Below are 22638 nucleotides of genomic sequence, written 5' to 3'. Positions count from 1 at the left end.
GCTCTCCATCTGATAAAGCAAAGACGCACCCACGGCGCGCCGACCAATGCTACAGAATGCCTGTCACCGCGGCACAACCGCTTTCTCAGGCTTTTATTGCAAAGTGTGTTGCTCGATGAATTCCATCGGCTGCAATCCCTCGCGGCTTACCAGTCGATTCAACTCGACCCGGGGCAAACGAACGGCCAGCAAACTGATGCCTTCTTCGTCGTGTTCTTCTTTCTGCACCGCACCGAGCTCGAAGAACTGTGCACGCAGTCGAGCGAATCGTTGCGGCAAGCGCAAGGTACCGACAAACAAATCACTGCCCAGTAACTCGGCAATGGCTTGCTCAAGCAATTCCAGACCACTGCCATCACGCGCCGACAGCCAGACCCGTTGGGGCTTGCCGTTTTCGTCGCGCTGGATTTGTGGCTCAACGCCTTCAAGCAAATCGAGTTTGTTATAGACCTCGAGGATCGGCAAGTCCTGAGCACCAATCTCGCCCAGCACCACCATTACCTGCTCGATCTGCAACATGCGATCCGGTTCGGCCGCATCGATCACGTGCAACAACAGATCGGAGTTACTCGACTCTTCGAGGGTAGACCGAAATGCTTCGACCAGCTTGTGGGGCAAGTGGCGAATGAAACCCACAGTGTCCGCCAGGACAATCGGCCCCAGATCGTCTATATCCAGACGGCGCAGGGTCGGGTCCAGCGTGGCAAACAATTGGTCAGCTGCGTAGACGTCGGATTTCGTCACGTTATTGAAGAGCGTGGATTTACCGGCGTTGGTGTACCCCACCAGGGACACGGTAGGAATATCCGCACGCGATCGGCCACGGCGCGACTGTTCTCGCTGGCTGCGTACTTTCTCCAGCCGACCCTTGATCTGCCGCAGGCGAACCCGCAGCAAACGGCGGTCGGTTTCCAGCTGGGTTTCACCTGGGCCACGCATACCGATACCGCCACCTTGGCGCTCAAGGTGAGTCCATCCACGAACCAGCCGGGTGCTCATGTGGTCAAGCTGGGCCAGTTCGACCTGGAGCTTGCCTTCATGGGTACGGGCGCGCTGGGCGAAAATATCGAGAATCAGGCCGGTACGGTCGATCACGCGACACTCGAAAACACGTTCGAGGTTACGCTCCTGACTGGGTGTGAGAATGTGATTGAAAATCACCAGATCGGCCTGTTCGGCTTTGACCAGGTCGCGCAGTTCCTCGACCTTGCCACTGCCAATCAGTGTCTTGGCGGTGGGCCGATGACGTGGCACGTTAAAAAACGCGACGGTCTCGGCACCCGCCGAATTAGCCAGTTCCTGAAACTCCTGCGGATCTTCGCGCGCCTCAGGGTCCTGTCCATCCAAGTGAACGAGGATTACTCGCTCACCACCACCGTGGCGCTCAAAGAACAAAGGAGACTCCTATCAGGCGTTACCTGGCTCAGCGTCACCAGCTTCGGATTCGGTTGCGCTAGGCAGACGAATTGGACGAACCGGCACCACTGTAGAGATAGCGTGTTTGTAGACCATCTGGCTGACGGTGTTTTTCAACAGGATAACGAACTGGTCGAACGACTCGATCGTGCCTTGCAGTTTGATACCGTTGACCAGATAGATGGACACCCCAACTTTCTCTTTACGTAACGTATTCAAGTAAGGGTCTTGTAGCGAATGCCCTTTTGACATGTGCCGCACTCCTTTAAGGATTCAATATAAAAAATAGGTAATCAGATGACTTTGGCCGCCCCACCCCCAAGGATAGACGGCAATTGCAAGGACTCAGCTCAATATGGAGATGGCCCCCAGGTATTTCAAGGCGCGTGGCAGATTGTCGCAATCCAGGCTGTCCAGCCAGTGTAAATCAGCCCAACTGCGTAGCCAGGTGAACTGACGCTTCGCCAATTGGCGCGTGGCAATGATTCCTCGCTCCTGCATCTCGGCTTGTGTCAGCTTGCCATCCAGGTAATCCCAGACTTGGCGGTAGCCTACTGCACGTATAGACGGCAACCCGGCATGCAGGTCACCTCTTTTACGCAGGGCTACGACCTCGTCAATGAATCCCTGTTCCAACATTAAAGTGAATCTTTGTTTAATTCGCTCGTGCAGTACCTGGCGATTTGCCGGGGCAATGGCCAAGTTCGCGACAGTATAGGGCAATTGTTGCCGTCCCGAAGCGGCTGCTTCAGTACTTTGCGCAGATTGTTGCAAACGCAGGGCAGTCATGCTTTGACCGCTGACACGATAAACCTCCAGCGCCCGACTGAGGCGCTGGGGATCGTTCGGGTGAATCCGCGCCGCAGACTCCGGATCGATCACCGCCAATTGTTCATGCAAGGCTTGCCAGCCAAGGCGTGCAGCCTCTTCTTCGATTTGCGCGCGGACGTCGGGATCGGCCGCCGGCATATCCGCCAGACCTTCGACCAAAGCCTTGTAATAGAGCATGGTGCCGCCCACCAGCAGCGGAATTTTTCCGCGTGCGGTGATCTCCGCCATGGCTTCCAGGGCGTCACGGCGGAAATCCGCGGCCGAATAGCTCTCGGCCGGGTCGAGAATATCGACCAGACGATGCGGATATTGCGCCAGCAGCTCTTTGGAAGGCTTGGCGGTGCCAATGTCCATGCCACGGTAGACCAGCGTCGAATCGACGCTGATCAACTCGCAAGGCAGGACCTTGGTGAGTTCGATGGCCAGGTCGGTCTTGCCGGCGGCGGTCGGGCCCATCAGGAAAATCGCAGGTGGGAACTGGCTCATCAACGACCGCGCAAGAACAGTTTGTCCAGATCGTCCAGGCCCAGCTGGGTCCAGGTCGGTCGGCCATGGTTGCATTGACCGCTGCGCTCGGTGTTTTCCATGTCACGCAGCAGACCGTTCATTTCCGGCAGGGCCAAACGCCGATTCGCACGAACCGCGCCATGGCAGGCCATGGTGCCGAGCAATTCGTTCAGGTGCGCCTGAATGCGGTCGCTGGTGCCGAACTCCATCAGGTCGGCCAGGACGTCAGCGACCAGCCGGTTGGCCTCGGCCTGCTTGAGCAGTGCCGGAATCTGCCGGATCGCCAGGGTTTCCGGGCCCAGGCGCTGCAATTCAAAGCCCAGGCGCTGGAACCAGGCGACATGCTCCTCGGCGCAATCGGCTTCACGCTGGCTGACAGCCAGGGACTCCGGTACCAGCAACGGCTGGCCGCTCAGGCCCTCGCTGGCCATCGCCACCTTCAGACGCTCATACATGATCCGCTCGTGGGCGGCATGCATGTCCACCAGTACCAGGCCCTGGGCGTTTTCCGAAAGAATGTAGATGCCCTTGAGTTGTGCCAGTGCATAACCCAGCGGCGGAATGTCGTCCTGCCCGGCCGGTAGCGCAACGGCATTGGCCTCGGGCAGCGGCGCAAAGAACTCGCGATAGGCGGCCTGTGCTTCGGCGACGGGCACACCGGACTGCGGACGCGGTGTGTATTGATACTGATAACCCGCGCCAGCTCCCGAACCCGCCGGTGTATTGAACGACGGCTGAGCCTGAGGCTGTTCCAGCAGCGCATTGGCAGCCAGGCGCATTTCGCCCTGGGGCCCGAATTCACCGGCTTCAAGGCCGGTAGGCCGGACGATGGCCGTGGCGACCGGCGCCGCCAGATGATCGTCCGGTCGCACATCGCCCAAGGCACGGTGCAAGGTGCCATAGAGAAAATCGTGAACCATGCGTCCTTCACGGAAGCGCACTTCGTGCTTGGTCGGGTGCACGTTGACGTCGACGCCGGTCGGATCGACTTCGAAAAACAGCACAAAGGTCGGGTGCCGACCATTGAACAAAACGTCGCGATAGGCCTGGCGTACCGCGTGGGCCACCAGTTTGTCGCGCACGGCACGGCCATTGACGAAGAAATACTGCAAATCGGCCTGGCTGCGATTGAAGGTCGGCAAGCCGACCCAACCCCATAGATGCAGACCGTTGCGCTCGATCTCGATCGGCAGCGCCTGCTCCAGGAAGCCCGGCCCGCAGATCGCCGCCACGCGCCGGGCACGGGCCGCATCATCATGGGCCTCGTGCAGGCTGAGGATGGTCTTGCCGTTGTGGCGCAGATGGAACGCCACATCGAAGCGCGCCAGGGCCAGGCGCCTGATCACTTCTTGCAGGTGATCGAATTCGGTTTTTTCAGTCTTGAGAAATTTGCGACGTGCCGGCGTATTGAAGAACAGGTCGCGCACTTCAACCGAAGTGCCCACCGGGTGGGCCGCAGGCTGCACGCGGGGCGCCATGTCCCGGCCCTCGGTCTCGACCTGCCAGGCCTGATCGGCGTCGCGGGTGCGCGAGGTCAGGGTCAGGCGCGCGACGGAGCTGATCGATGCCAGGGCCTCACCACGAAACCCCAGGCTCATGACCTGTTCGAGGTCTTCCAGGTTGCGGATCTTGCTGGTGGCGTGACGGGCCAGGGCCAGCGGCAGGTCATCGGCGGAAATGCCGCTGCCATCGTCGCGCACCCGCAGCAGCTTGACGCCGCCCTGCTCCACATCGACATCGATACGCCTGGCACCGGAGTCAAGGCTGTTTTCCAATAGCTCCTTGATCACCGAAGCCGGGCGTTCGACCACCTCACCCGCGGCAATCTGGTTCGCCAGTCGCGGGCTGAGCAGCTCGATGCGAGCGCTGTTGTTCTCGACCTGATTCATTCTTTGGCCGCCAATTCAGTGCCCGGAATAGTCAGGTGTTGACCGATCTTGAGCTCATCGCTCGACAGGTTGTTGGCGCTGCGCAGGGTCGCGGGCGACACCTGATAGCGCACGGCGATCATCGCCAGCGTTTCGCCCGGGTTTACCCGGTGGTCACGTGGGCCTTGGGCGATTTTGCCGGAATCACGCAGCCAGGCGATGTAAGTGCCCGGTGGAGGGTTCTGCTGGAAGAACTGACGCACGCCGCTGCTGATCGAACGCGCCAACGCCTGCTGATGGCTCGATGCCGCGAGTTTCGAGGCTTCGTCGGCGTTGGAGATGAACCCGGTTTCCACCAGGATCGACGGAATATCCGGCGACTTCAACACCATGAACCCGGCTTGCTCGACCCGCTGCTTGTGCAGCGGCGTAACCCGGCCGATATTGCTCAGCACCTTCTGACCCACGTTCAGGCTGGACGTCAGGGATGCGGTCATCGACAGGTCAAGCAGCACGCCGGCAAGCATGCGGTCCTTGTCATCGAGGCTGACGTTGCCGGCACCACCGATCAGGTCGGAACGGTTTTCGCTGTCGGCCAGCCAACGGGCCGTCTCCGAGGTCGCGCCGCGATCAGACAGGGCAAAGACCGAGGCACCGAAAGCGGCGGTAGAAGGCGCGGCGTCGGCGTGGATCGAGACAAACAGGTCGGCGCCTTTCTTGCGGGCAATTTCGGTACGGCCGCGCAACGGAATGAAATAGTCGCCGGTACGGGTCAGTTCGGCGCGGAAGCCTTTCATGCCGTTGACCTGCCGTTGCAGTTCACGGGCGATGGCCAGTACCACGTCTTTTTCCCGTTGACCACGAGAGCCCGAGGCACCCGGGTCTTCGCCTCCGTGACCGGCGTCGATCACCACAATGATGTCGCGCTTGCCGGCCGGAGCCGGCGGCAGCTTGATTGCCGGCTCAGCAGGCGTGACCGGCACGGCAGGCACCGTGGCGACCGACGGTGTCGGCGCTGGAGGAGGAGCGGCATCCGCGGCGTTATCGAACAGATCGACCACCAACCGGTTGCCGTACTGGGCGTTCGGCGCCAGGGAGAAGCTCTTCGGCGTTACCGCCCTTTTCAGATCGATAACCACCCGCAGGTCGGTCGGCGTTCGCTGGGCCGAACGCATGGCGGTAATCGGGGTGTTCGAGGTGTTGACGTTGAGCGGCGCACCGAGGGTCGCGCCATTGATGTCGATGACCAGGCGATCCGGAGCCGTCAGGGTAAAGACGCTGTGTTGCACCGGGCCGGTCAGGTCAAACACCAGTCGTGTGTTGTCCGGTGCCCGCCACAGACGAACACTGTTGACCTTCGAATCGGCCACAGCGTCGACGGTTACCGCCAAAAACAACACCCCTACGGCAGCCACCAACGCGCGAAAGCGCATACCTAACCCCATCATCTATTTGGATTCCAATGCCAAAACGGCACACCAGATCTCGCCACGCGAGCCCTGGGATAAAATTTTCAGCGAACGCCCGCTGTCTTGCGGGCTAATGGTAATGGTCAGGTCAGGCTTTGGCAAAAAGCCTGCACCTTTGTCGGGCCACTCGATCAGGCACAGCGCGTCATCTTCGAAGTAGTCGCGGATACCGAGGTACTCAAGCTCCTCCGGGTCGACCAGGCGATACAGATCGAAATGGAAGGCGCGAATGTCGCCGATCTCGTAGGGTTCAACCAGGGTGAACGTCGGGCTTTTTACTGCCCCGACATGCCCCAAGCCGCGGATGATGCCTCGGGACAACGTGGTTTTGCCCATCCCCAGGTCGCCCTCGAGGAAGATCAGGCCATGGCCTTCGGTGATTCGGGCAATGCGTGCGCCAAAGTCGCTCATGGCCTGCTCATCGGCCAGGTACAGGGTTACTTCAGACACGGTGCTTGCTCCTCCAACAACTGACGAATGGCTGGAATCAGATCACTGGCCGCCAGCCCACGGCCCAATTTTCCTTGTTGCTCGCCGGCATTGGCGTGCAGCCAGACTCCCAGGCAGGCCGCGTCGAATGCGGCCATGCCCTGGGCCAGCAATGCGCCGAGCAAACCGGCCAGCACATCTCCCAAACCGGCAGTGGCCATCGCCGGATGCCCCTGATGACACAGTGCCAGACGCCCATCGGGACTGGCGATCAAACTTCCGGCACCTTTGAGCACCACGACCGCTGTATATTTTTCGCTCAATGCACGGGCAGCCGCAGGACGATCAGCCTGAACCTCGGCAGTGCTCAGGCCCAGCAACCGTGCGGCCTCCCCTGGATGCGGCGTGATCACGCAATCCCTGGGCAAACTCACACACGCTTCGGCCAACATGTTCAGTGCATCGGCATCCCAGACTTGCGGCAGCGGTGCGTTGGCGGCGGCCGATAACAGGCTGCGCCCCCAGGCGGCCTGCCCCAGACCCGGGCCAACCACCAATACGGAAACTTTTTGCAGCAACTCCATCAACTGATTGGCCGAAGAAGCGCCCAACACCATGGCCTCGGGGATTCTGGCCAGGGCCGCCGGCACATGTTCACCGCGGGTCGCCACCGACACCATGCCCGCACCGCTGCGCAGCGCAGCCTGCGCGCTCAGCAGGATCGCTCCGCCATAACCGCGATCACCGCCGATCAGCAGCACATGGCCGAACTTGCCTTTATGGGAAGCAGGTCGCCGGAAGGCCAGACGCGGCAGATTAGCCGCCGTCAGGCGAAGGGCGCTGCGCGGTGCCGCCTCGAGCAGATGTGGATCGGCGTGCAGGTCGTTGAACACCAGCTCACCCACCACATCCGCCGCATCACCGGTGAATACCCCCAGCTTCAACCCGATGAACGTCACCGTCAGGTCGGCACACACCGCGCAGCCAAGCACACGACCGGTATCGGCGCACAGCCCTGAAGGGATATCCACCGCCGCAACCGGCAACCCGCTGGAGTTGATCGCGGCGATGGCGCTGGCATACGGCTCACGCACATCGCCGCCCAGTCCGGTGCCAAGCAAAGCATCCAGCACAATGCCGCGCAATCCGGATTGTGCGGTCCAGGGCTCGATGAGCACTTTTTCAGACACTGCCTCGGCATGGGCCAACGCTGCATCACCCTGCAAGCGCCGCGGATCCCCCACCGCCAGCACCCGCACTGTCCAACCGGCACGTTTGGCCAGCGCCGCCACCAGATACCCATCCCCGGCATTGTTGCCGTGACCGGCCAGCACGCTCATTTCTTTCGCTGTCGGCCATTGGCGAACCAAGGCCCGCCAGGTCGCATACGCTGCACGCTGCATCAATTCGAAGCCCGGTGTGCCGGCCGCGATCAGGCTCGCATCGAGGCTTCGCACTTGTGCAGCGCTGTACAGCGCGTCGGGTAATTCATCTTTAATGTGCGGCATGCGTCTTCGGGCTCCGATGTCTGGCAGAATTATACGCACCTCAGCTCCGGTTTCTCTCGCCTCATGCCCGCTATTACCACAGACCTGTCCGCCCTCGCCCAATCCATCAAGGACTGGGGCCGTGAGCTGGGCTTTCAACAAGTCGGCATCAGCGGCCTCGACCTGGCCGAGCATGAGCAGCATCTGGAGCGCTGGCTCGCCGCCGGCTACCACGGCGAAATGGACTACATGGGCGCCCACGGCAGTAAACGCTCGCACCCCGAAGAGCTGGTGCCGGGCACATTGCGCGTGGTGTCCCTGCGCATGGACTACCTGGCGGGCGACACCCACATGGCAAAAATGCTCGCCCAGCCGGAAAAAGCCTACGTCTCGCGTTATGCCCTGGGTCGCGATTACCACAAGTTGATCCGTAAACGCGTGCAACAATTGGCGGAAAAGATCCAGGCGGTCATCGGGCCTTTCGGCTATCGCGCATTCGTCGACAGCGCCCCGGTGCTGGAAAAAGCCATCGCCGAACAGGCCGGCCTGGGCTGGATCGGCAAAAACACTCTGGTTTTGAATCGCAAGGCAGGCAGTTATTTCTTCCTCGCCGAATTGTTCGTTGACTTGCCGCTGCCAGTAGACCCGCCCCACGTCACCGAACACTGCGGGCGGTGCAGCGCCTGCCTCGACATCTGCCCGACCAATGCCTTCGTCGGCCCCTATGTTCTGGATGCCCGACGTTGCATCTCCTACCTGACCATCGAACTCAAAGGCGCGATCCCTGAAGATTTGCGGCCACTGATCGGCAATCGGGTGTTCGGTTGCGATGATTGCCAGATTGTCTGCCCGTGGAACCGCTTCGCCCGTCCGTCCGGTGAAAGCGACTTCAAGCCGCGGCACAACCTGGACAACGCCGGGCTGGCGGAACTGTTCATGTGGGATGAAGAGAAGTTTCTCAGCAGTACCGAAGGCTCGCCGCTACGCCGGACCGGTTACGAAAACTGGTTGCGCAACCTGGCGGTGGGCCTGGGCAATGCGCCTTCAACGATTCCGGTGCTGGAAGCGCTGAAGGCGCGACGGGAACATCCTTCGCAACTGGTACGTGAACATGTCGAGTGGGCATTGCGCCAACATGCCGAACGTCAGGCTTCGTCGTTGTAGACGAACTTGGGCATTTCCCAGTGAAAACGGATCGCCAGCAAGCGCAGCAAAAATCCACCGAACAGGGTGATCAGAATCGATTGTTCATCGGGTAATTGCAGATAGATGCAGAGCATGTAGCACCACGCCGCCGCAAACGACACGCTGGCATAGAGCTCGCGCCGGAAGATCAGCGGAATATCATTGCAGAAAATGTCCCGCAGGATGCCGCCGAAGACGCCGGTGATCACCCCGCTGACCGAGGCCACCAACATGCCATGGCCCATTTCCAGGGCGGTGATGCAGCCGATCAGGGTAAAAGCCACCAGGCCCATGGCATCGAGCACCAGGAACAGTGAACGCAGATGGCGCATCCAACGCGCCGTGAACACCGTAATCATCGCGGCGACAGACGTCAGCACCAGGTATTCCGGGTGTTTGACCCAGGTCAGCGGGTAGTGCCCGAGCAGCACGTCGCGCACCGACCCGCCACCCAGCGCCGTGACACAAGCGATCAACACCACACCGAACCAGTCCATGCCACGACGCCCGGCAGACAGGGCACCGGTCATGGCTTCGGTGGTGATGGCGATCAGGTAGAGCATCAGCAGCATGGTGGCGATCCTTGCAAAAAGGCGCGCAGTCTACTCACTTCACCCTGGCACCAAAAGAGGGCGCCACTCGACCACTGGTGGCGACTGTGCCTAAGCCATCGTCGGAACGCCGCCCGGAGCAAGCTCGCTCCCACAGGTACAGCGCCGACCCTGTGGGAGCGAGCTTGCTCGCGATGGGGCCGGTACGGCCGGCTGTGAATCAGAACTTGATGAAATGCTTGCGATAGTGCTGCAACTCGGCAATGGATTCGCGGATGTCGTCCAGCGCCAGGTGGGTGCTGCCCTTCTTGAAGCTGTCGCGCACGTCCGGTGCCCAGCGCGCAGCCAGCTCTTTGAGCGTGGACACGTCGAGGTTGCGGTAGTGGAAGAAGCTTTCCAGGGATTTCATGTGGGTATAAAGGAAGCGACGGTCCTGGCAGATGCTGTTGCCACAGATCGGCGACTTGCCCTTCGGCACCCACTTCTCCAGGAAGGCGATGGTTTCGGCTTCGGCTTCGGCCATGCTGATGCGGCTGTCGCGAACCCGTTGGGTCAGCCCGGAACCGCCGTGTTGACGGGTGTTCCACTCGTCCATGCCGGCGAGGATTTCGTCGCTGTGGTGAATGGCGATCACCGGGCCTTCGGCCAGGGTGTTCAGGTCACTGTCGGTGACGATGGTGGCCATTTCGATGATGACGTCGGTGTCCGGGTTCAGACCGGTCATTTCCAGGTCGATCCAGATCAGGTTCTGTGGGTTTTGCATGTGTCGGCTCCTAGGCAATGCTGCGCAGTTTAGCCTAGGCCGGTGGCCGGGCGTGCTAAACTCGCGGCCGTTTTACCTAATCGCTGCATTCTTGATACGGAACACCCATGGCCAAACGCCAACTCAATCGTCGTCAAAACTGGCGCATCGAAAAGATTCAGGGCGAACGCGCTGCCCGCGCCGCCAAACGCGAGTCCTCCGCTGTCGAGGCGCTTGAGGGCGGCGATCTGGGCCCGGAACAGCACGGCCTGGTGATCGCGCACTTCGGTGTGCAGGTCGAGGTCGAGGCCCGCGACGGCGAACTGGCCGGCCAGGTGTTCCGTTGCCACCTGCGCGCCAACCTGCCGGCGCTGGTGACCGGCGATCAGGTGGTCTGGCGTGCCGGCAACCAGGGTATCGGCGTGATCGTGGCGCAACTGCCGCGCAACACAGAGCTGTGCCGCCCGGATAGCCGTGGTCAGCTCAAGCCTGTTGCGGCCAACGTCGACATGATCGTCATCGTGTTTGCACCGCTGCCCGAGCCCCACGCCAACCTGATCGACCGCTATCTGGTCGCAGCCGAACATGCGGGCATCAAACCGCTGTTGCTGCTGAACAAGTTCGACCTGATCGATGACAACAACGCCCCGGCGCTGAATGCCTTGCTCGCGGTGTACCGCACCCTCGGCTATCCGGTGCTGGAAGTGTCGGCGCACCACGGCAATGGTATGGAGCAGTTGCAGAAGCAACTCGACGGGCGCATCAGCGTGTTCGTCGGTCAGTCCGGTGTCGGCAAGTCGTCGCTGGTCAACAGCCTGCTGCCGGATGTCGAAACCCGCGTCGGCCCGTTGTCCGAGCTGTCCGGCCAGGGCACTCACACCACCACCACCGCGCGGTTGTTCCACTTCCCCGGCGGCGGTGAGTTGATCGACTCCCCGGGCATCCGCGAATTCGGCCTGGGCCACGTCAGCCGTGCCGATGTCGAGGCCGGCTTCATCGAATTCAACGACCTGCTCGGCACCTGCCGCTTCCGTGACTGCAAGCATGACCGCGAACCCGGTTGCGCCCTGCTCAAGGCCCTGGAAGACGGCCGCGTGCAGCAGCAACGGATGAACAGCTACCGTTCGATCATCGCCAGCCTGCCGGAAAACGGCTATTAAACAGACGTACCGACCGCCCTGCCTTCAGCGGGGCGGCCGGCGGCTGGGTCTTCCCCTGCTTGAACATCAGACCTTTCTGTAAGACCCCCGCACCGGCGCTTGTAGGGCATTTCTCTTTAAGTCACATCCCCTTGTAGCCGCCAGCCAATAGCCTAGCTTCAGACCCTCTTCGCACTCCAGCGACTCCGAGGGACACCCATGCAAACCTACCACCTGTTCATCAGCCATTCGTGGAACTACTCCGACGCCCACGACAATCTCGTGCGCCTGCTCAACGCCAAGCCTGGCTTCACCTACAAGAATTTTTCGGTGCCACCGGACAACCCGATTGTCGGCGCGAAAACCGACAAACAACTTGAGGATGCCATCGAAAACAAGATTCGCCCGTGTTCGGCGGTATTGATCATGGCCGGGATGTATTCCACCTACAGCAAGTGGATCAACAAGGAAATCGAGATCGCCAAGCGCATGGGCAAGGTGATCATCGCGATCAAGCCGTTCGGTGCAGAGCGGATTTCCACGGTGGTACGTGACGCGGCACATGCCGAATGTGCGTGGAACACCAACAGCATCATCACCGCGATTCGCCAGCATACGGCGGTGTAACCATGCGCAAGGGACTGTTTATCGGCATCAACGACTACACCCACGTTTCGCGCCTGAGCGGTTGCAGCAATGACGCCATGGCCATGGCCTCGGTGCTGAAGACCGACGCCAATGGCGATCCGAACTTCAAGAACATAGTGCTGACATCCGCCGAGGACTACCTGAGCCGGGAAAAACTCGAGAACCAGATCCGCGAGCTGTTTGCCGGGGACTGCAATGTCGCGCTGCTGTATTTCGCCGGCCACGGCAGCTTCGATACCGACACCGACGAAGGCATGTTGATCCCGCAGGATTACAAGAGCGCCAAGGACGGGATTCGCCTGAGCGACATTCTCAACTGGGCGAGCAAGGCCACGAAGATCAAAAACAAAGTGATCATTCTCGATTGTTGCCAGAGCGGCTCGGCCGGCGAACTGCGCGCCTTGCGCAGTGAAGGCAGTGTGGTCGGCGAAGGCATGACCATTCTGACTGCCTGTAAAAAGGAAGAACCGGCGATGGAGGGCGCGCAACACGGCGTGTTCACCGGATTGTTGCTCCAGGCCCTGCACGGCGGCGCCGCGAACATCCTGGGCAAGATCACCCCCGGCAGCCTTTATTCGTTTGTCGACAACGCGCTTGATGCCTGGGAACAGCGTCCGGTGTTCAAGACCAACGTCTCGCAGTTCATTTCCCTGCGCGAAGTATCGCCGCTGATCCCCAAGGAAATCCTGCGCAAACTCCCCGAATGGTTTGCCGAAGCCGAGTCGGTGTACCCCCTCGCCCCCAGCTTTGAGCCCACCGAACCTGAATTCAACCCGGAGCACGGCGAAGTCTTCGCCCAGCTGCAAAAGTGCAACCGCCACAGCCTGGTCGAACCGGTAGACGCCGAGCACATGTACTACGCCGCCATTCACGCCACCGGCTGCCGCCTCACCGCCCTCGGCGCCTATTACCGCGAACTCGCGATCAAGGGACATTTCTGATGCCAGTGTTTATCAGCTACCGCCACATGGATCGCGCCCTCGCGGTCAAAATCAACACGCGCCTGATCCAGGCCAACATCAAGACCTACCTCGACGTACTGGATGCCGAATCCCAGACCACTGATGACATCACCGGGGTGATCACCCGCAACATCAGCGAATGCACGCACCTGCTGGCGGTGGTGTCGGAGAAAACCGCCCTGTCCTGGTGGGTACCGTTCGAAATCGGCGAGGCGACCATCACCAACCGGCGCATCTGCTCGTTCAAGACCGGCCCGACCGAGCTGCCGCTGTACCTCGATAAATGGCCGAAGCTGACCAGCGACCGGGACATCGAGTTCTTTATCGATGCTTATCGCACCGAGTCGATGCTCAAGCGCTCGATGTCACTGGATTCGGTGAACGGTAGCGAGTCGGTGCGCAGCGTCAACAAATCCAATGCGGATCGCTTTCACGCCGAGCTCAAGTCCCGAATCATCCGTGGGTTTTAACGTAGAAAACGCCAATAAAAAAGCCGACATCGCTGTCGGCTTTCTTGTCGGTCACTGCTTGGGCGGTTCAGCCGGTTTGGCTGGCTCGCCCGGCTTCAGCGCCGGGTTATCAAACAGGTTCAGACGCTCACGCAGTTCGTGAGCCGGCAGCGGTTCCTTGTCCGCCGGCAACGCATTCGGGTCGACCGGTGTAGCCGGTGCGGCTCCCGGAGCCGCCGAACCTTGCGGCGCATTAGGAGCAGGCTCCACACCTTGCGAACCTTCGATCGCACGCTGGGCTTTCTTGGTCAGCACCACGATGTCGATACGACGGTTCACCGGGTTGAACGGATGCTCGCGATCGAACAGGGCCGACGAGGCATAACCGACCACCCGTGCCACCTGCGCTTCCGGATAGCTGCCCGCCACCAGCGCACGACGCGCGGCGTTGGCACGGTTGGCCGAAAGCTCCCAGTTACCGAAATCGCCGGTGCCGGTATACGGCTTGGCGTCGGTGTGGCCGCTGATGCTGATCTTGTTCGGCACCGCTTTGATGGTGTCGGCCAGAGCCAGCAGGATGTCTTCGAAATACGGTTTCAGACGAGCCGACCCCGAGTCGAACATCGGGCGGTTTTCTGCGTCCATGATCTGGATACGCAGGCCGTCCTGCGTGATTTCGAACAGGATCTGATCCTTGAACTTCTGCAGTTGCGGGTTCTCTTCAACCTTGTTCTGCAGTTCTTGCAGCAACAGTTCGAGGCGTTCTTTCTCGACCTGCTCGGCCATGCCTTCAACCTGGTCGGTATCGATGGTGACCTTGTCCGGCTGCGGCTGGGACTTCACTTCGGGGTTGAGGGTGTTTTCCGGCGCCAGGGTCGGGGTGCCGCCCAGATCGATGATGTACGGCGTGCCGCTTTCGGAAAAACCGATCGGGTCCTTGAAGTAACCGGCGATGGCAATCTTCTGTTCCGGCGTGGCGGTGGACAGCAGCCACAACACCAGGAAGAACGCCATCATCGCTGTGGCGAAGTCCGCGAAGGCGATTTTCCAGGCGCCTCCGTGGTGTCCGCCGGCGATGCGCTTGACGCGCTTGATGATTATCGGCTGATTGTTTTCCATAACCTAAGTGCTCTGTCTCACAAATACTGTTCCTTTTTGGCAGTGCCTGTTGTCGCCATACCGCGTTGCCGCTCCTCGCCATAGCGGGCTATGACTCGTCGCGGCGCCTTGTCTGGCAACAACAGTCACTTGCCAAAAAAGGAACGTATTTGCGAAACAAAGCACTAACGACCGCGAACCGCTTGTTCCAGCTCGGCGAAGCTTGGACGGTGCGCCGGGTACAGCACCTTGCGTCCGAACTCCACGGCCAGCGATGGCGGCATGCCGGAAGCCGAAGCCACCAGCGAGGCCTTGATGGCTTCGTAGACGTTCAGTTCTTCCTTGGCATCGTGGGCCAGGGAATGGGCCAGCGGGCCGAAGAAGCCGTAGGCGGCGAGAATACCGAAGAAGGTCCCCACCAGTGCCGCACCCACGTGCAGGCCGATAGATTTCTGATCGCCCTCCCCCAGCGAAGCCATGGTCACCACGATCCCCAGTACCGCCGCGACTATACCGAAACCGGGCATGGCGTCGGCGATGCCGTTCACGGCGTGGGATGGGTGTTCCAGGTCTTCCTTGAGGCTGAACAGTTCCATGTCGAACAAGCCTTCCAGCTCGTGCGGAGCCATGTTGCCGGAGGACATGATGCGCAGGTAATCGCAGATGAACGCGGTCATGCGCTCGTCCTTGAGAACAGTCGGGTACTTGGCGAAGATCGGGCTCGCGGCGGCATCTTCGATGTCGCCTTCGATGGCCATCATGCCTTCGCGGCGGCTCTTGTTGAGGATCTCGTAGATCAGGCCCAGCACTTCAAGGTAGAAGCCATGATTGAAACGCGAGCCGAACATGCTCAGGGACTTCTTGAGCACGTGCATCGTCATGTGGCCGGGGTTGGCCTGCAAGAATGCGCCGAGGGCGGCACCGCCGATGATCATGACCTCGAAAGGCTGGATCAGGGCGGCAATCTTGCCGTGGGAAAGCACGTATCCGCCGAGCACGCTCGCGAATACGACGATGATGCCGATAATTTTAGCCATAGGTTAGGGGAGCACTTACTGAGTCGGGTTCAAGGTCATATTCGGAAGTTAAAAAATCTCTTCTTCTCCTTATCGGCAAAACTGCGCCAGACTATAGGCAGTTCAGGCGAAAAACTGATTTGACCCCATCCGGGCCCAGGTAATGTTGACGATGATCGCCTCCCACCATGGTTAACGAAACGAACGTTCCAACCCCGAAACCGACCACTCTCGAAGGCTGGGTCAAGCTTCTCGATGGCGTACGCCTGCCGGTTCCGCAAGCCAGCCACGACCGTGTCTGCAAAGCCATTGGCGACAATCGCAGCTCGCTGCGCGATATCGCCGACCTCATGCAAGGCAGCCCGGCCCTGGCCTTGAGCGTGATTCGCGAAGCCAACCGGCACACCCATGGCGGCATGACCGAGCCTGCGGAAAACCTCGAGATCGCGATCAATCGCCTCGGCCTGAAGCGCACCGAAGAACTGCTTGCGCGGCTTCCCGCCGAACCCCAGTCCGAGATTCCCAAAGTCTTGCGTCAGCTGCAGATGATCAGCCGGCACGCCACGCAACAGGCCAACGGTTTTTTTGCCAGTCGCCTGGCACGCCTGTGGCAGGACATCCACTGGGGCAGCCTGCTGTTTCTATCGCCCCTGTGGCCTTTGGCGCTGACTCATCCGAAACTGCTCGAAGAGTGGGAGCTGCGGGTCATCCATAAAGGTGAGTCGGCACGCAAAGTCGAACAGCAACTGTTTGGTGTACGCCTGCTAAACATCGGCCAGGCGCTGGTGGAGGTCTGGCGATTGCCGATCTGGGTGCAGCAGGGTTATCGCCTGTTGCTCACCGAGCAGCGGGAACTGGTGAAAGTCCTGCGCATCGCCCGTGACAGTGAGCATCCATTACGCCAGCAGAACCGTCTCGATGACGATCCGACCCTGCGTCGCTGGCTCAATCAGCCGGCCAACACAGTGCTACTGGCCAACGGGCTGGCGCTGTCGGCGCAACACGCCTGGGACAGCCCGCACAGTGAGCGCTGGCAATTCCTGACCAGCCTTTACCTGCAAATGCCGATGGACGAGGTGCAACAGCAACTGCACCAGCAAGCCGCCAACAGCGCACGCCAACACGCCATGCCCGACCTCTGGCACCCTGCCGAATCGCTGATCTGGCCGTGGGGTATGAACCGTGTCCACGCAGGCTTGCTGCCGGCAGCGGCACCCAGCGCCGAAGACCTGGCGAAGTGGCGCAAACAATGTGCCGAATTGCTGGTCGAGCCGAGTCGCTTCACCAATGCCATACACCTGACCATCGCCGCCCGGGACGCCCTGGTGGCCTGCGGCATGCGTCGGGTGATGATCCTGATGGCCGACCGCACTCATGCCAACCTGCGCGTGCACCAGACGGTCGGCCTGCCGAAGGAAGCGGCCGGGTTGAACTTCGTGGTCAGCCAGAGCAACGTCTTGCAACGCCTGCTCGCGCAACAGGCCCAAGTGCGCCTGACACCAGCCAACAACGCGCAATTCTCGGCCCTGCTGCCCAACGGCCTGCGCTCACAGTTCAGCGGTGAACACCTGCTGCTGCGTTCACTGGTCAACAATGGCCGGGTGATCATGATCGTCGTGGCGGATCAAGGCGGCGGGCCCTTTTCGGAAATTTCCGTACAGGCCTTCGGCAAAACCGCACAGTGCATCGAGAAAGCCCTGCACAGCTTTAGCCACCGTGGCCAATAAGCTGCGTTACAATCCTCCCTTTTGTGCTCTGGAGACCTCACATGTCTGACTTCTCTGGCTTGCCGCTGGTGATCGAGCCGAGCGACTTGCTCCCTCGCCTCGACGCCCGCGAACTGATTCTGGTGGACTTGACCAGTCCCGCCCGCTACGCCGAAGGGCACATTCCCGGCGCGCGCTTTGTCGATCCGAAACGCACGCAGCTCGGCCAGGCCCCCGCACCGGGGCTGATGCCCCCGCAGGCAGCACTCGAAACGCTGTTTGGTGAACTGGGACACAACCCCGACGCGGTCTACGTGGTGTATGACGACGAAGGCGGCGGTTGGGCCGGGCGCTTCATCTGGCTGCTGGATGTCATCGGCCACAGCAAGTACCACTATATAGATGGCGGCCTGCGGGCCTGGCTGGCGGAAGGTTTGCCCATGTCGATCCAGATCCCGCCACCCGTGGGCGGCCCGGTTCCACTGACCTTGCACGATGAACCCACCGCCACCCGCGAATACCTGCAAAGCCGTCTCGGCGCCGCCGACCTGGCAATCTGGGATGCTCGCGGACCGCTGGAGTACTCCGGCGAGAAAGTCCTCGCAGCCAAGGGCGGGCACATTCCCGGCGCGGTCAATTTCGAATGGACCGCCGGCATGGATCAGGCGCGCCAGTTGCGCATCCGCACCGACATGCAGCAGATCCTCGAACAACTCGGGATCAGCAAAGACAAAGAAGTGATTACCCACTGCCAGACTCACCATCGTTCTGGCTTCACCTATCTGGTGGCCAAGGCTCTCGGTTATCCGCGGGTCAAAGGCTACGCCGGCTCCTGGGGCGAATGGGGCAACCATCCCGATACCCCGGTAGAAATTTAAGATTTTTAAGGACCGTTAATGAACAAGCGTCTGTTTCTCCTCGGCCAGTACCTGCTGCCCCACAACTTGCTCTCGCGACTGGCCGGCTGCATTGCCGAATGCCGCGTGCGCTGGTTCAAGAATGCCTTTACCGCCTGGTTCGCCAAGCGTTACCAGGTGGACATGTCCCAGGCGTTGGTCGAAGACCTGACCGCCTACGAACACTTCAACGCGTTCTTCACCCGTGCGCTGAAAGACGGTGCCCGTCCGCTGGACGTAACCCCGGGCGCGATCCTCAGCCCGGCCGACGGCGCGATCAGCCAGCTCGGCCCGATCGAGCACGGTCGTGTGTTCCAGGCCAAGGGCCACAGCTTCAGCGTGCTGGAACTGTTGGGTGGCGATGCGGCAAACGCTGCGCCGTTCATGGGTGGCGACTTCGCGACCATCTACCTGTCGCCGAAGGACTACCACCGCGTGCACATGCCACTGGCTGGTACCCTGCGCGAGATGGTCTACATCCCGGGTCGCCTGTTCTCGGTCAACCAGACCACCGCTGAAAACGTTCCGGAACTGTTCGCCCGCAACGAGCGCGTGGCGTGCATTTTCGACACCGAACGCGGGCCGATGGCCGTGGTGCTGGTGGGTGCGATGATCGTGGCTTCGATTGAAACCGTCTGGGCCGGTCTGGTGACGCCGCCGAAGCGCGAGCTGAAAACCTTCCGCTACGACGAAGCCGCACGCGCGCCGATCCACCTGGAAAAAGGCGCAGAACTGGGTCGCTTCAAGCTGGGTTCGACCGCTGTCGTGCTGTTCGGGCCGGATCAGGTGAAGTGGGCTGAAGAAATGACCGCCGGTACAGCGGTGCAGATGGGTCAGGGCATGGGCTCACCGAAGGCCTGATTTGTACGCAAACCTGTAGGAGCGAGCCTGCTCGCGATGAGTGAATAGGCGACGCGTGCATTCAGAAAGCCCGCGTCATCGTTAACGTCCATCGCGAGCAGGCTCGCTCCTACAGTTGTTTTAGAGCTGGCCGTCGCGATCGCGGAAGCCCAGCAAGTACAACACACCATCCAGACCCAGGGTCGAAATCGCCTGCTTGGCCGACTGCTTGACCAGCGGCTTGGCGCGAAATGCCACGCCCAACCCGGCAATCGCCAGCATCGGCAGGTCGTTGGCACCGTCGCCGACCGCAATGGTCTGCTCCAGGCGCAAACCTTCCTTGTGCGCCAGTTCCTTCAGCAAATCGGCCTTGCGCTGCGCATCGACAATCGGCTCGACCGCCACGCCGGTGACTTTGCCGTCGACCACTTCCAGCTCGTTGGCAAACACGTAGTCGATACCCAGCTTGGCCTGCAATTGCTTGGCGAAGTAGGTGAAGCCGCCCGACAGAATCGCAGTCTTGTAGCCCAGGCGCTTGAGCTCGGCGAACAGGGTTTCGGCGCCTTCGGTCAGGCGTAGCGAGGCACCGATGGAATCCAGTACATTGACGTCCAGACCTTTGAGCAAGGCCAGGCGCTCCTTGAAGCTGGCGCGAAAATCCAGCTCACCGGCCATCGCCCGTTCGGTGATTTCCGAAACCTTGTCACCCACACCGGCCGCCTTGGCCAGTTCATCGATCACTTCGGCTTCGATCAGCGTTGAATCCATGTCGAACACCGCCAGGCGACGGTTGCGCCGGAACAGCGAATCTTCCTGGAAGGCGATGTCGACGTTCAGTTCCTGGGCAACGCTGAGGAATTCGGCACGCAGCGCCTGCGGATCAGCCGCCTCGCCACGCACGGAAAACTCGATGCAACCCTTGCCCTTGTCGGCCGGCGTATCCAGCGGCATACGCCCGGACAGACGATCGATGTGGTCGATGTTCAGGCCATATTTGGCGGTGATCGAACTCACGGCCTGCAACTGCCCGGCTGTCACCTTGCGGGTCAACAGGGTCACGATGTGGCGTTTTTTACCCTGGTTGCCGACCCACTGCTGGTAATCCTCTTCGGACACCGGCGTGAAACGCACCTGTTGATCGAGCTCGTACCCCTTGAACAGGATGTCCTTGAGCACGGACTTGCCTTGTTCGGTGTCGGGAATTTCAACCAGGATGCCGAACGACAAGGTGTCGTGGATCACCGCCTGACCGATGTCGAGAATGTTCACACCACCCTGGGCCAGAACGCCGGTAATGGCCGCAGTCAGACCCGGACGGTCGACTCCCGTGATGTTTATCAGGACGATTTCGCGCAAGGCGCACCCCCGCAGGTGGAAAAAAAACGCATTCTACCCACTTTCAGTGACCATCGGGCACCGCGAGCGCTTTGACGGCCTAGGGCCTGTCGCTATACTGCGCGTCAACTTCACGGACAAAAGAGCCGAGCTCAAGTGAACCGGCCCACGCCAGTAAAAACCGACAACTTCTTCCTGCTGATCTTCCGGGCACTGCGCCACCGCCGTGTACCGATTGCATTGCGCATCGCCAGCCATAACGTGATCCTGGTCGCCCTGGCCCTGGTCATCTATGCCGGTGTGATGGGCTTGCAGTTCAAGCAGGCCATGCACGAGCAGGCGGATGCGCTGGGCGAAAGCCTGACTACGCAGACGGCCACCTCGGCCACCGAGCTGTTGGTGTCCAACGACATCCTCAGCCTCAACGTGCTGCTCAACAACCTGACCAAGAACAAACTGGTGGCTCACGCTGCCATCTACAGTCCGGACAACCGTATCCTTGCCGAGTCCGGCCAGCGCCCCAAGCATGGCCTGCTGGGCGAAGCCGAGGGCATGTACCAGAGCAAGATCACCTTCCAGGACGTGACTGCCGGGCAATTGCGTATCAGTCTGGACATGGACCAGTTCCAGCAGCCGATGACCATCAGCCTGCAGAGCATGGGCATTTTGAGCGCCATCCTGCTGGCCCTGTCTCTGGCCTTGAGCCTGCGCATGGGGCGTTATCTCTCCACGCCGCTGCTGCAATTACGGGTGTGGCTGCGCAATATCGATGAATACACCCCGGCCACCGACCGCCAGGACGAAATCGGTGACCTGGCGCGCCAACTGCACGCCAACTTCGCCCCGGAGCCCGCCCCAGTGCCGGAACCGGAGCCGGAACCAGAATTCGACGACATGGATGACGAGGCCGACCCGGCCTTCGAAGTCCGTAACCTGCGCGACCCGAGTTTCGACGAGAGCCGCCCCGTAGCCGCGCTCAAGCCAGCGCCACGGCAAATCGTCAGCACCGTCGAAGACGACGATGACGAAGACCCGTTCGCCGATCTGCGCGACGAGTCGCTGGACAGCACCCCACAACCGGTGATCCGCAAGGCCACGCCGAGCGTGCCGCAACACAGCGCGGTGCTGGCAGTGCAGTTGGGCTCCCAGGAGCAACTGCGACGCCTGCCGCGGGCGCGGCTTGAAGAACTGCTCGAACGCTATCGCGATTGTCTCGACCAGGCCGCTTCGCTGTATCAAGGCGAAGTGGAGACCTTGAACGACGGCAGCACGCTGATGCTGTTCCACACGGAAGACTGCGGTGACGATTACCTGACCAACGCCATTTGCTGTGGCGAGCTGCTGCGGGCCCTCGGCCACCAGTTGCAGATCGAAGTCGCGGACAGCGGTATCACCCTGCAATTGCAGCTGGGCCTGACACTCGGTGACGAACTGTTCGGCCTGAGCCAGATCGACCTGCTGCTGACCGACTCCGCCCAGGACGCCCTGGCCCTGTCGCAACACAGCCGCAACCTGCTGCTGGTGGAGCGCAAGATCAGCGACGACGCGTTGATCCGCCAGCGTGCACGGATCCGCCCGATTGCCAGCCCTGAAGGTGCATGCTGCGTGGAGCGGTTGATGGAGCCGTATCCGTCGATGCTTGAACGGCAATTGGCGCGGATGCATGAGCGCCGGGCTTAAGCCTTGACCCCGATGTGAAGAAGCCCGCAGATGAGCGATCGTCTGCGGGCTTTTCATTGCCTGGATGGGCCTCATCGCGAGCAAGCTCGCTCCCACATTGGTCTCTGTGAATACAATTCTTGCGTACGACCCCGCCCCCTAATGAAATGGCTACCCCCGCCGCCCCCTGTGATCGACCACTAAGCTTTCACAGGGGGCTTATCGGAGATCATTGCCATGAGCAAAGTAGCTATTGCCGCCATCGATCTGGGAAAACACACCTTTCATCTACATGCACAGGATGATCGTGGTCACGAGCTGTACCGCAAAAAATTCAATCGGGTAGCGCTCATGCAGCACCTGATGAACCTTGAGCCCTGCACTGTCGTGATGGAGGCCTGCGGC

At 60.8% G+C, this 22638-nt stretch carries 21 protein-coding genes and 1 pseudogene; 10 read left to right on the top strand and 12 right to left on the bottom strand.

Features of this window, described 5'->3' with window-relative positions; all coding sequences use genetic code 11:
- Positions 1 to 93 precede the first annotated feature (93 nt).
- The 7 genes from hflX to AC1DU9_RS18810 all read right to left on the bottom strand — a co-directional run bounded on the left by hflX (position 94) and on the right by AC1DU9_RS18810 (position 8028).
- Positions 94 to 1395, bottom strand: coding sequence for a ribosome rescue GTPase HflX (gene hflX / locus AC1DU9_RS18840; RefSeq protein ID WP_008048071.1), 1302 nt, complete (start codon positions 1393 to 1395; stop codon positions 94 to 96).
- 12 nt (positions 1396 to 1407) lie between these two features.
- Positions 1408 to 1668 (bottom strand): RNA chaperone Hfq, encoded by a 261-nt coding sequence (gene hfq / locus AC1DU9_RS18835; protein WP_007902656.1) that lies wholly within the window; start codon positions 1666 to 1668, stop codon positions 1408 to 1410.
- A gap of 93 nt (positions 1669 to 1761) precedes the next feature.
- On the bottom strand, positions 1762 to 2733 hold the full coding sequence (gene miaA, locus AC1DU9_RS18830; protein WP_223462522.1) for a tRNA (adenosine(37)-N6)-dimethylallyltransferase MiaA: 972 nt from the start codon (positions 2731 to 2733) through the stop codon (positions 1762 to 1764).
- Entirely contained in the window at positions 2733 to 4643 is a 1911-nt protein-coding gene (mutL, locus tag AC1DU9_RS18825) for a DNA mismatch repair endonuclease MutL (RefSeq protein ID WP_223462521.1), read from the bottom strand. Before mutL ends, miaA begins: the two co-directional genes overlap by 1 nt.
- Positions 4640 to 6070, bottom strand: coding sequence for an N-acetylmuramoyl-L-alanine amidase (locus AC1DU9_RS18820; RefSeq protein ID WP_411740709.1), 1431 nt, complete (start codon positions 6068 to 6070; stop codon positions 4640 to 4642). The genes mutL and AC1DU9_RS18820 overlap by 4 nt, the downstream gene beginning before the upstream one ends.
- Positions 6071 to 6541: a tRNA (adenosine(37)-N6)-threonylcarbamoyltransferase complex ATPase subunit type 1 TsaE gene (tsaE, locus tag AC1DU9_RS18815; RefSeq protein ID WP_223462520.1), complete on the bottom strand. Its 471-nt coding sequence runs from the start codon at positions 6539 to 6541 to the stop codon at positions 6071 to 6073. It abuts the gene before it with no gap.
- Positions 6529 to 8028 carry an NAD(P)H-hydrate dehydratase gene (locus tag AC1DU9_RS18810; RefSeq protein ID WP_223462519.1) on the bottom strand — a complete coding sequence of 500 codons (1500 nt, stop codon included), beginning with the start codon at positions 8026 to 8028 and terminating at the stop codon, positions 6529 to 6531. Before AC1DU9_RS18810 ends, tsaE begins: the two co-directional genes overlap by 13 nt.
- 63 nt (positions 8029 to 8091) lie before the next feature.
- Between AC1DU9_RS18810 and queG the strand changes: the two genes are divergently transcribed.
- Entirely contained in the window at positions 8092 to 9171 is a 1080-nt protein-coding gene (gene queG, locus AC1DU9_RS18805; RefSeq protein WP_223462518.1) for a tRNA epoxyqueuosine(34) reductase QueG, read from the top strand.
- Here the strand turns inward: queG and AC1DU9_RS18800 are convergent.
- Together AC1DU9_RS18800 and orn are read right to left on the bottom strand one after the other, a co-directional pair.
- A complete protein-coding gene (locus AC1DU9_RS18800; protein WP_150727886.1) occupies positions 9153 to 9764 on the bottom strand; it encodes a trimeric intracellular cation channel family protein in 612 nt (203 codons plus the stop codon). The genes queG and AC1DU9_RS18800 overlap by 19 nt on opposite strands.
- A gap of 199 nt (positions 9765 to 9963) precedes the next feature.
- Entirely contained in the window at positions 9964 to 10506 is a 543-nt protein-coding gene (gene orn, locus AC1DU9_RS18795) for an oligoribonuclease (RefSeq protein WP_008035288.1), read from the bottom strand.
- 107 nt (positions 10507 to 10613) lie between these two features.
- Here orn and rsgA point away from each other — a divergent pair, with 107 nt between their 5' ends.
- From rsgA to AC1DU9_RS18775, 4 genes are all read left to right on the top strand, one after another.
- Positions 10614 to 11645 carry a small ribosomal subunit biogenesis GTPase RsgA gene (gene rsgA / locus AC1DU9_RS18790; protein ID WP_223462517.1) on the top strand — a complete coding sequence of 344 codons (1032 nt, stop codon included), beginning with the start codon at positions 10614 to 10616 and terminating at the stop codon, positions 11643 to 11645.
- Between the two features lie 198 nt (positions 11646 to 11843).
- Positions 11844 to 12251: a TIR domain-containing protein gene (locus AC1DU9_RS18785; protein ID WP_223462516.1), complete on the top strand. Its 408-nt coding sequence runs from the start codon at positions 11844 to 11846 to the stop codon at positions 12249 to 12251.
- Positions 12252 to 12253: 2 nt separating this feature from the next.
- Complete coding sequence (locus AC1DU9_RS18780) at positions 12254 to 13213, top strand: caspase family protein (protein ID WP_477810609.1); 960 nt, start codon at positions 12254 to 12256, stop codon at positions 13211 to 13213.
- Positions 13213 to 13704: a toll/interleukin-1 receptor domain-containing protein gene (locus AC1DU9_RS18775; RefSeq protein WP_223462514.1), complete on the top strand. Its 492-nt coding sequence runs from the start codon at positions 13213 to 13215 to the stop codon at positions 13702 to 13704. Before AC1DU9_RS18780 ends, AC1DU9_RS18775 begins: the two co-directional genes overlap by 1 nt.
- Before the next feature lie 51 nt (positions 13705 to 13755).
- Here AC1DU9_RS18775 and motB read toward each other — a convergent pair whose 3' ends face one another.
- Entirely contained in the window at positions 13756 to 14802 is a 1047-nt protein-coding gene (gene motB, locus AC1DU9_RS18770) for a flagellar motor protein MotB (RefSeq protein ID WP_223462513.1), read from the bottom strand.
- Between the two features lie 164 nt (positions 14803 to 14966).
- Positions 14967 to 15818 (bottom strand): flagellar motor stator protein MotA, encoded by an 852-nt coding sequence (gene motA, locus AC1DU9_RS18765; RefSeq protein ID WP_108218404.1) that lies wholly within the window; start codon positions 15816 to 15818, stop codon positions 14967 to 14969.
- Between the two features lie 167 nt (positions 15819 to 15985).
- Between motA and AC1DU9_RS18760 the strand changes: the two genes are divergently transcribed.
- Genes AC1DU9_RS18760 through asd form a run of 3 tightly spaced genes read left to right on the top strand, consistent with a single transcriptional unit; the run spans position 15986 to position 19260 of the window.
- Positions 15986 to 17524 (top strand): HDOD domain-containing protein, encoded by a 1539-nt coding sequence (locus tag AC1DU9_RS18760; protein ID WP_477810608.1) that lies wholly within the window; start codon positions 15986 to 15988, stop codon positions 17522 to 17524.
- Between the two features lie 41 nt (positions 17525 to 17565).
- Entirely contained in the window at positions 17566 to 18381 is an 816-nt protein-coding gene (gene rhdA / locus AC1DU9_RS18755; protein WP_223462511.1) for a thiosulfate sulfurtransferase, read from the top strand.
- An 18-nt stretch (positions 18382 to 18399) separates the two neighbouring features.
- Positions 18400 to 19260: an archaetidylserine decarboxylase gene (gene asd, locus AC1DU9_RS18750; protein WP_477810607.1), complete on the top strand. Its 861-nt coding sequence runs from the start codon at positions 18400 to 18402 to the stop codon at positions 19258 to 19260.
- Between the two features lie 120 nt (positions 19261 to 19380).
- On the opposite strand, the gene serB is transcribed toward asd, so the two are convergent.
- On the bottom strand, positions 19381 to 20595 hold the full coding sequence (gene serB, locus AC1DU9_RS18745; protein ID WP_108218400.1) for a phosphoserine phosphatase SerB: 1215 nt from the start codon (positions 20593 to 20595) through the stop codon (positions 19381 to 19383).
- 135 nt (positions 20596 to 20730) lie between these two features.
- Between serB and AC1DU9_RS18740 the strand changes: the two genes are divergently transcribed.
- Positions 20731 to 22254 carry an AhpA/YtjB family protein gene (locus tag AC1DU9_RS18740; protein ID WP_223462510.1) on the top strand — a complete coding sequence of 508 codons (1524 nt, stop codon included), beginning with the start codon at positions 20731 to 20733 and terminating at the stop codon, positions 22252 to 22254.
- Between the two features lie 216 nt (positions 22255 to 22470).
- Positions 22471 to 22638: pseudogene (locus tag AC1DU9_RS18735) on the top strand (IS110 family transposase); the annotation flags it as partial.

This window comes from Pseudomonas sp. P4_C1, from assembly GCF_056402155.1.
The sequence above is the reverse complement of the archived record's forward strand: the minus strand, read 5'-3'. Positions and strand labels throughout refer to the sequence as shown.

Coding starts and splice junctions, on each gene's coding strand:
- hfq (WP_007902656.1), bottom strand. CDS start 1,668: ATGTCAAAAGGGCATTCGCTACAAGACCCTTACTTGAATACGTTACGT.
- miaA (WP_223462522.1), bottom strand. CDS start 2,733: ATGAGCCAGTTCCCACCTGCGATTTTCCTGATGGGCCCGACCGCCGCC.
- mutL (WP_223462521.1), bottom strand. CDS start 4,643: ATGAATCAGGTCGAGAACAACAGCGCTCGCATCGAGCTGCTCAGCCCG.
- AC1DU9_RS18820 (WP_411740709.1), bottom strand. CDS start 6,070: ATGATGGGGTTAGGTATGCGCTTTCGCGCGTTGGTGGCTGCCGTAGGG.
- AC1DU9_RS18810 (WP_223462519.1), bottom strand. CDS start 8,028: ATGCCGCACATTAAAGATGAATTACCCGACGCGCTGTACAGCGCTGCA.
- queG (WP_223462518.1), top strand. CDS start 8,092: ATGCCCGCTATTACCACAGACCTGTCCGCCCTCGCCCAATCCATCAAG.
- AC1DU9_RS18800 (WP_150727886.1), bottom strand. CDS start 9,764: ATGCTGCTGATGCTCTACCTGATCGCCATCACCACCGAAGCCATGACC.
- orn (WP_008035288.1), bottom strand. CDS start 10,506: ATGCAAAACCCACAGAACCTGATCTGGATCGACCTGGAAATGACCGGT.
- rsgA (WP_223462517.1), top strand. CDS start 10,614: ATGGCCAAACGCCAACTCAATCGTCGTCAAAACTGGCGCATCGAAAAG.
- AC1DU9_RS18785 (WP_223462516.1), top strand. CDS start 11,844: ATGCAAACCTACCACCTGTTCATCAGCCATTCGTGGAACTACTCCGAC.
- AC1DU9_RS18780 (WP_477810609.1), top strand. CDS start 12,254: ATGCGCAAGGGACTGTTTATCGGCATCAACGACTACACCCACGTTTCG.
- AC1DU9_RS18775 (WP_223462514.1), top strand. CDS start 13,213: ATGCCAGTGTTTATCAGCTACCGCCACATGGATCGCGCCCTCGCGGTC.
- motB (WP_223462513.1), bottom strand. CDS start 14,802: ATGGAAAACAATCAGCCGATAATCATCAAGCGCGTCAAGCGCATCGCC.
- motA (WP_108218404.1), bottom strand. CDS start 15,818: ATGGCTAAAATTATCGGCATCATCGTCGTATTCGCGAGCGTGCTCGGC.
- AC1DU9_RS18760 (WP_477810608.1), top strand. CDS start 15,986: ATGGTTAACGAAACGAACGTTCCAACCCCGAAACCGACCACTCTCGAA.
- rhdA (WP_223462511.1), top strand. CDS start 17,566: ATGTCTGACTTCTCTGGCTTGCCGCTGGTGATCGAGCCGAGCGACTTG.
- asd (WP_477810607.1), top strand. CDS start 18,400: ATGAACAAGCGTCTGTTTCTCCTCGGCCAGTACCTGCTGCCCCACAAC.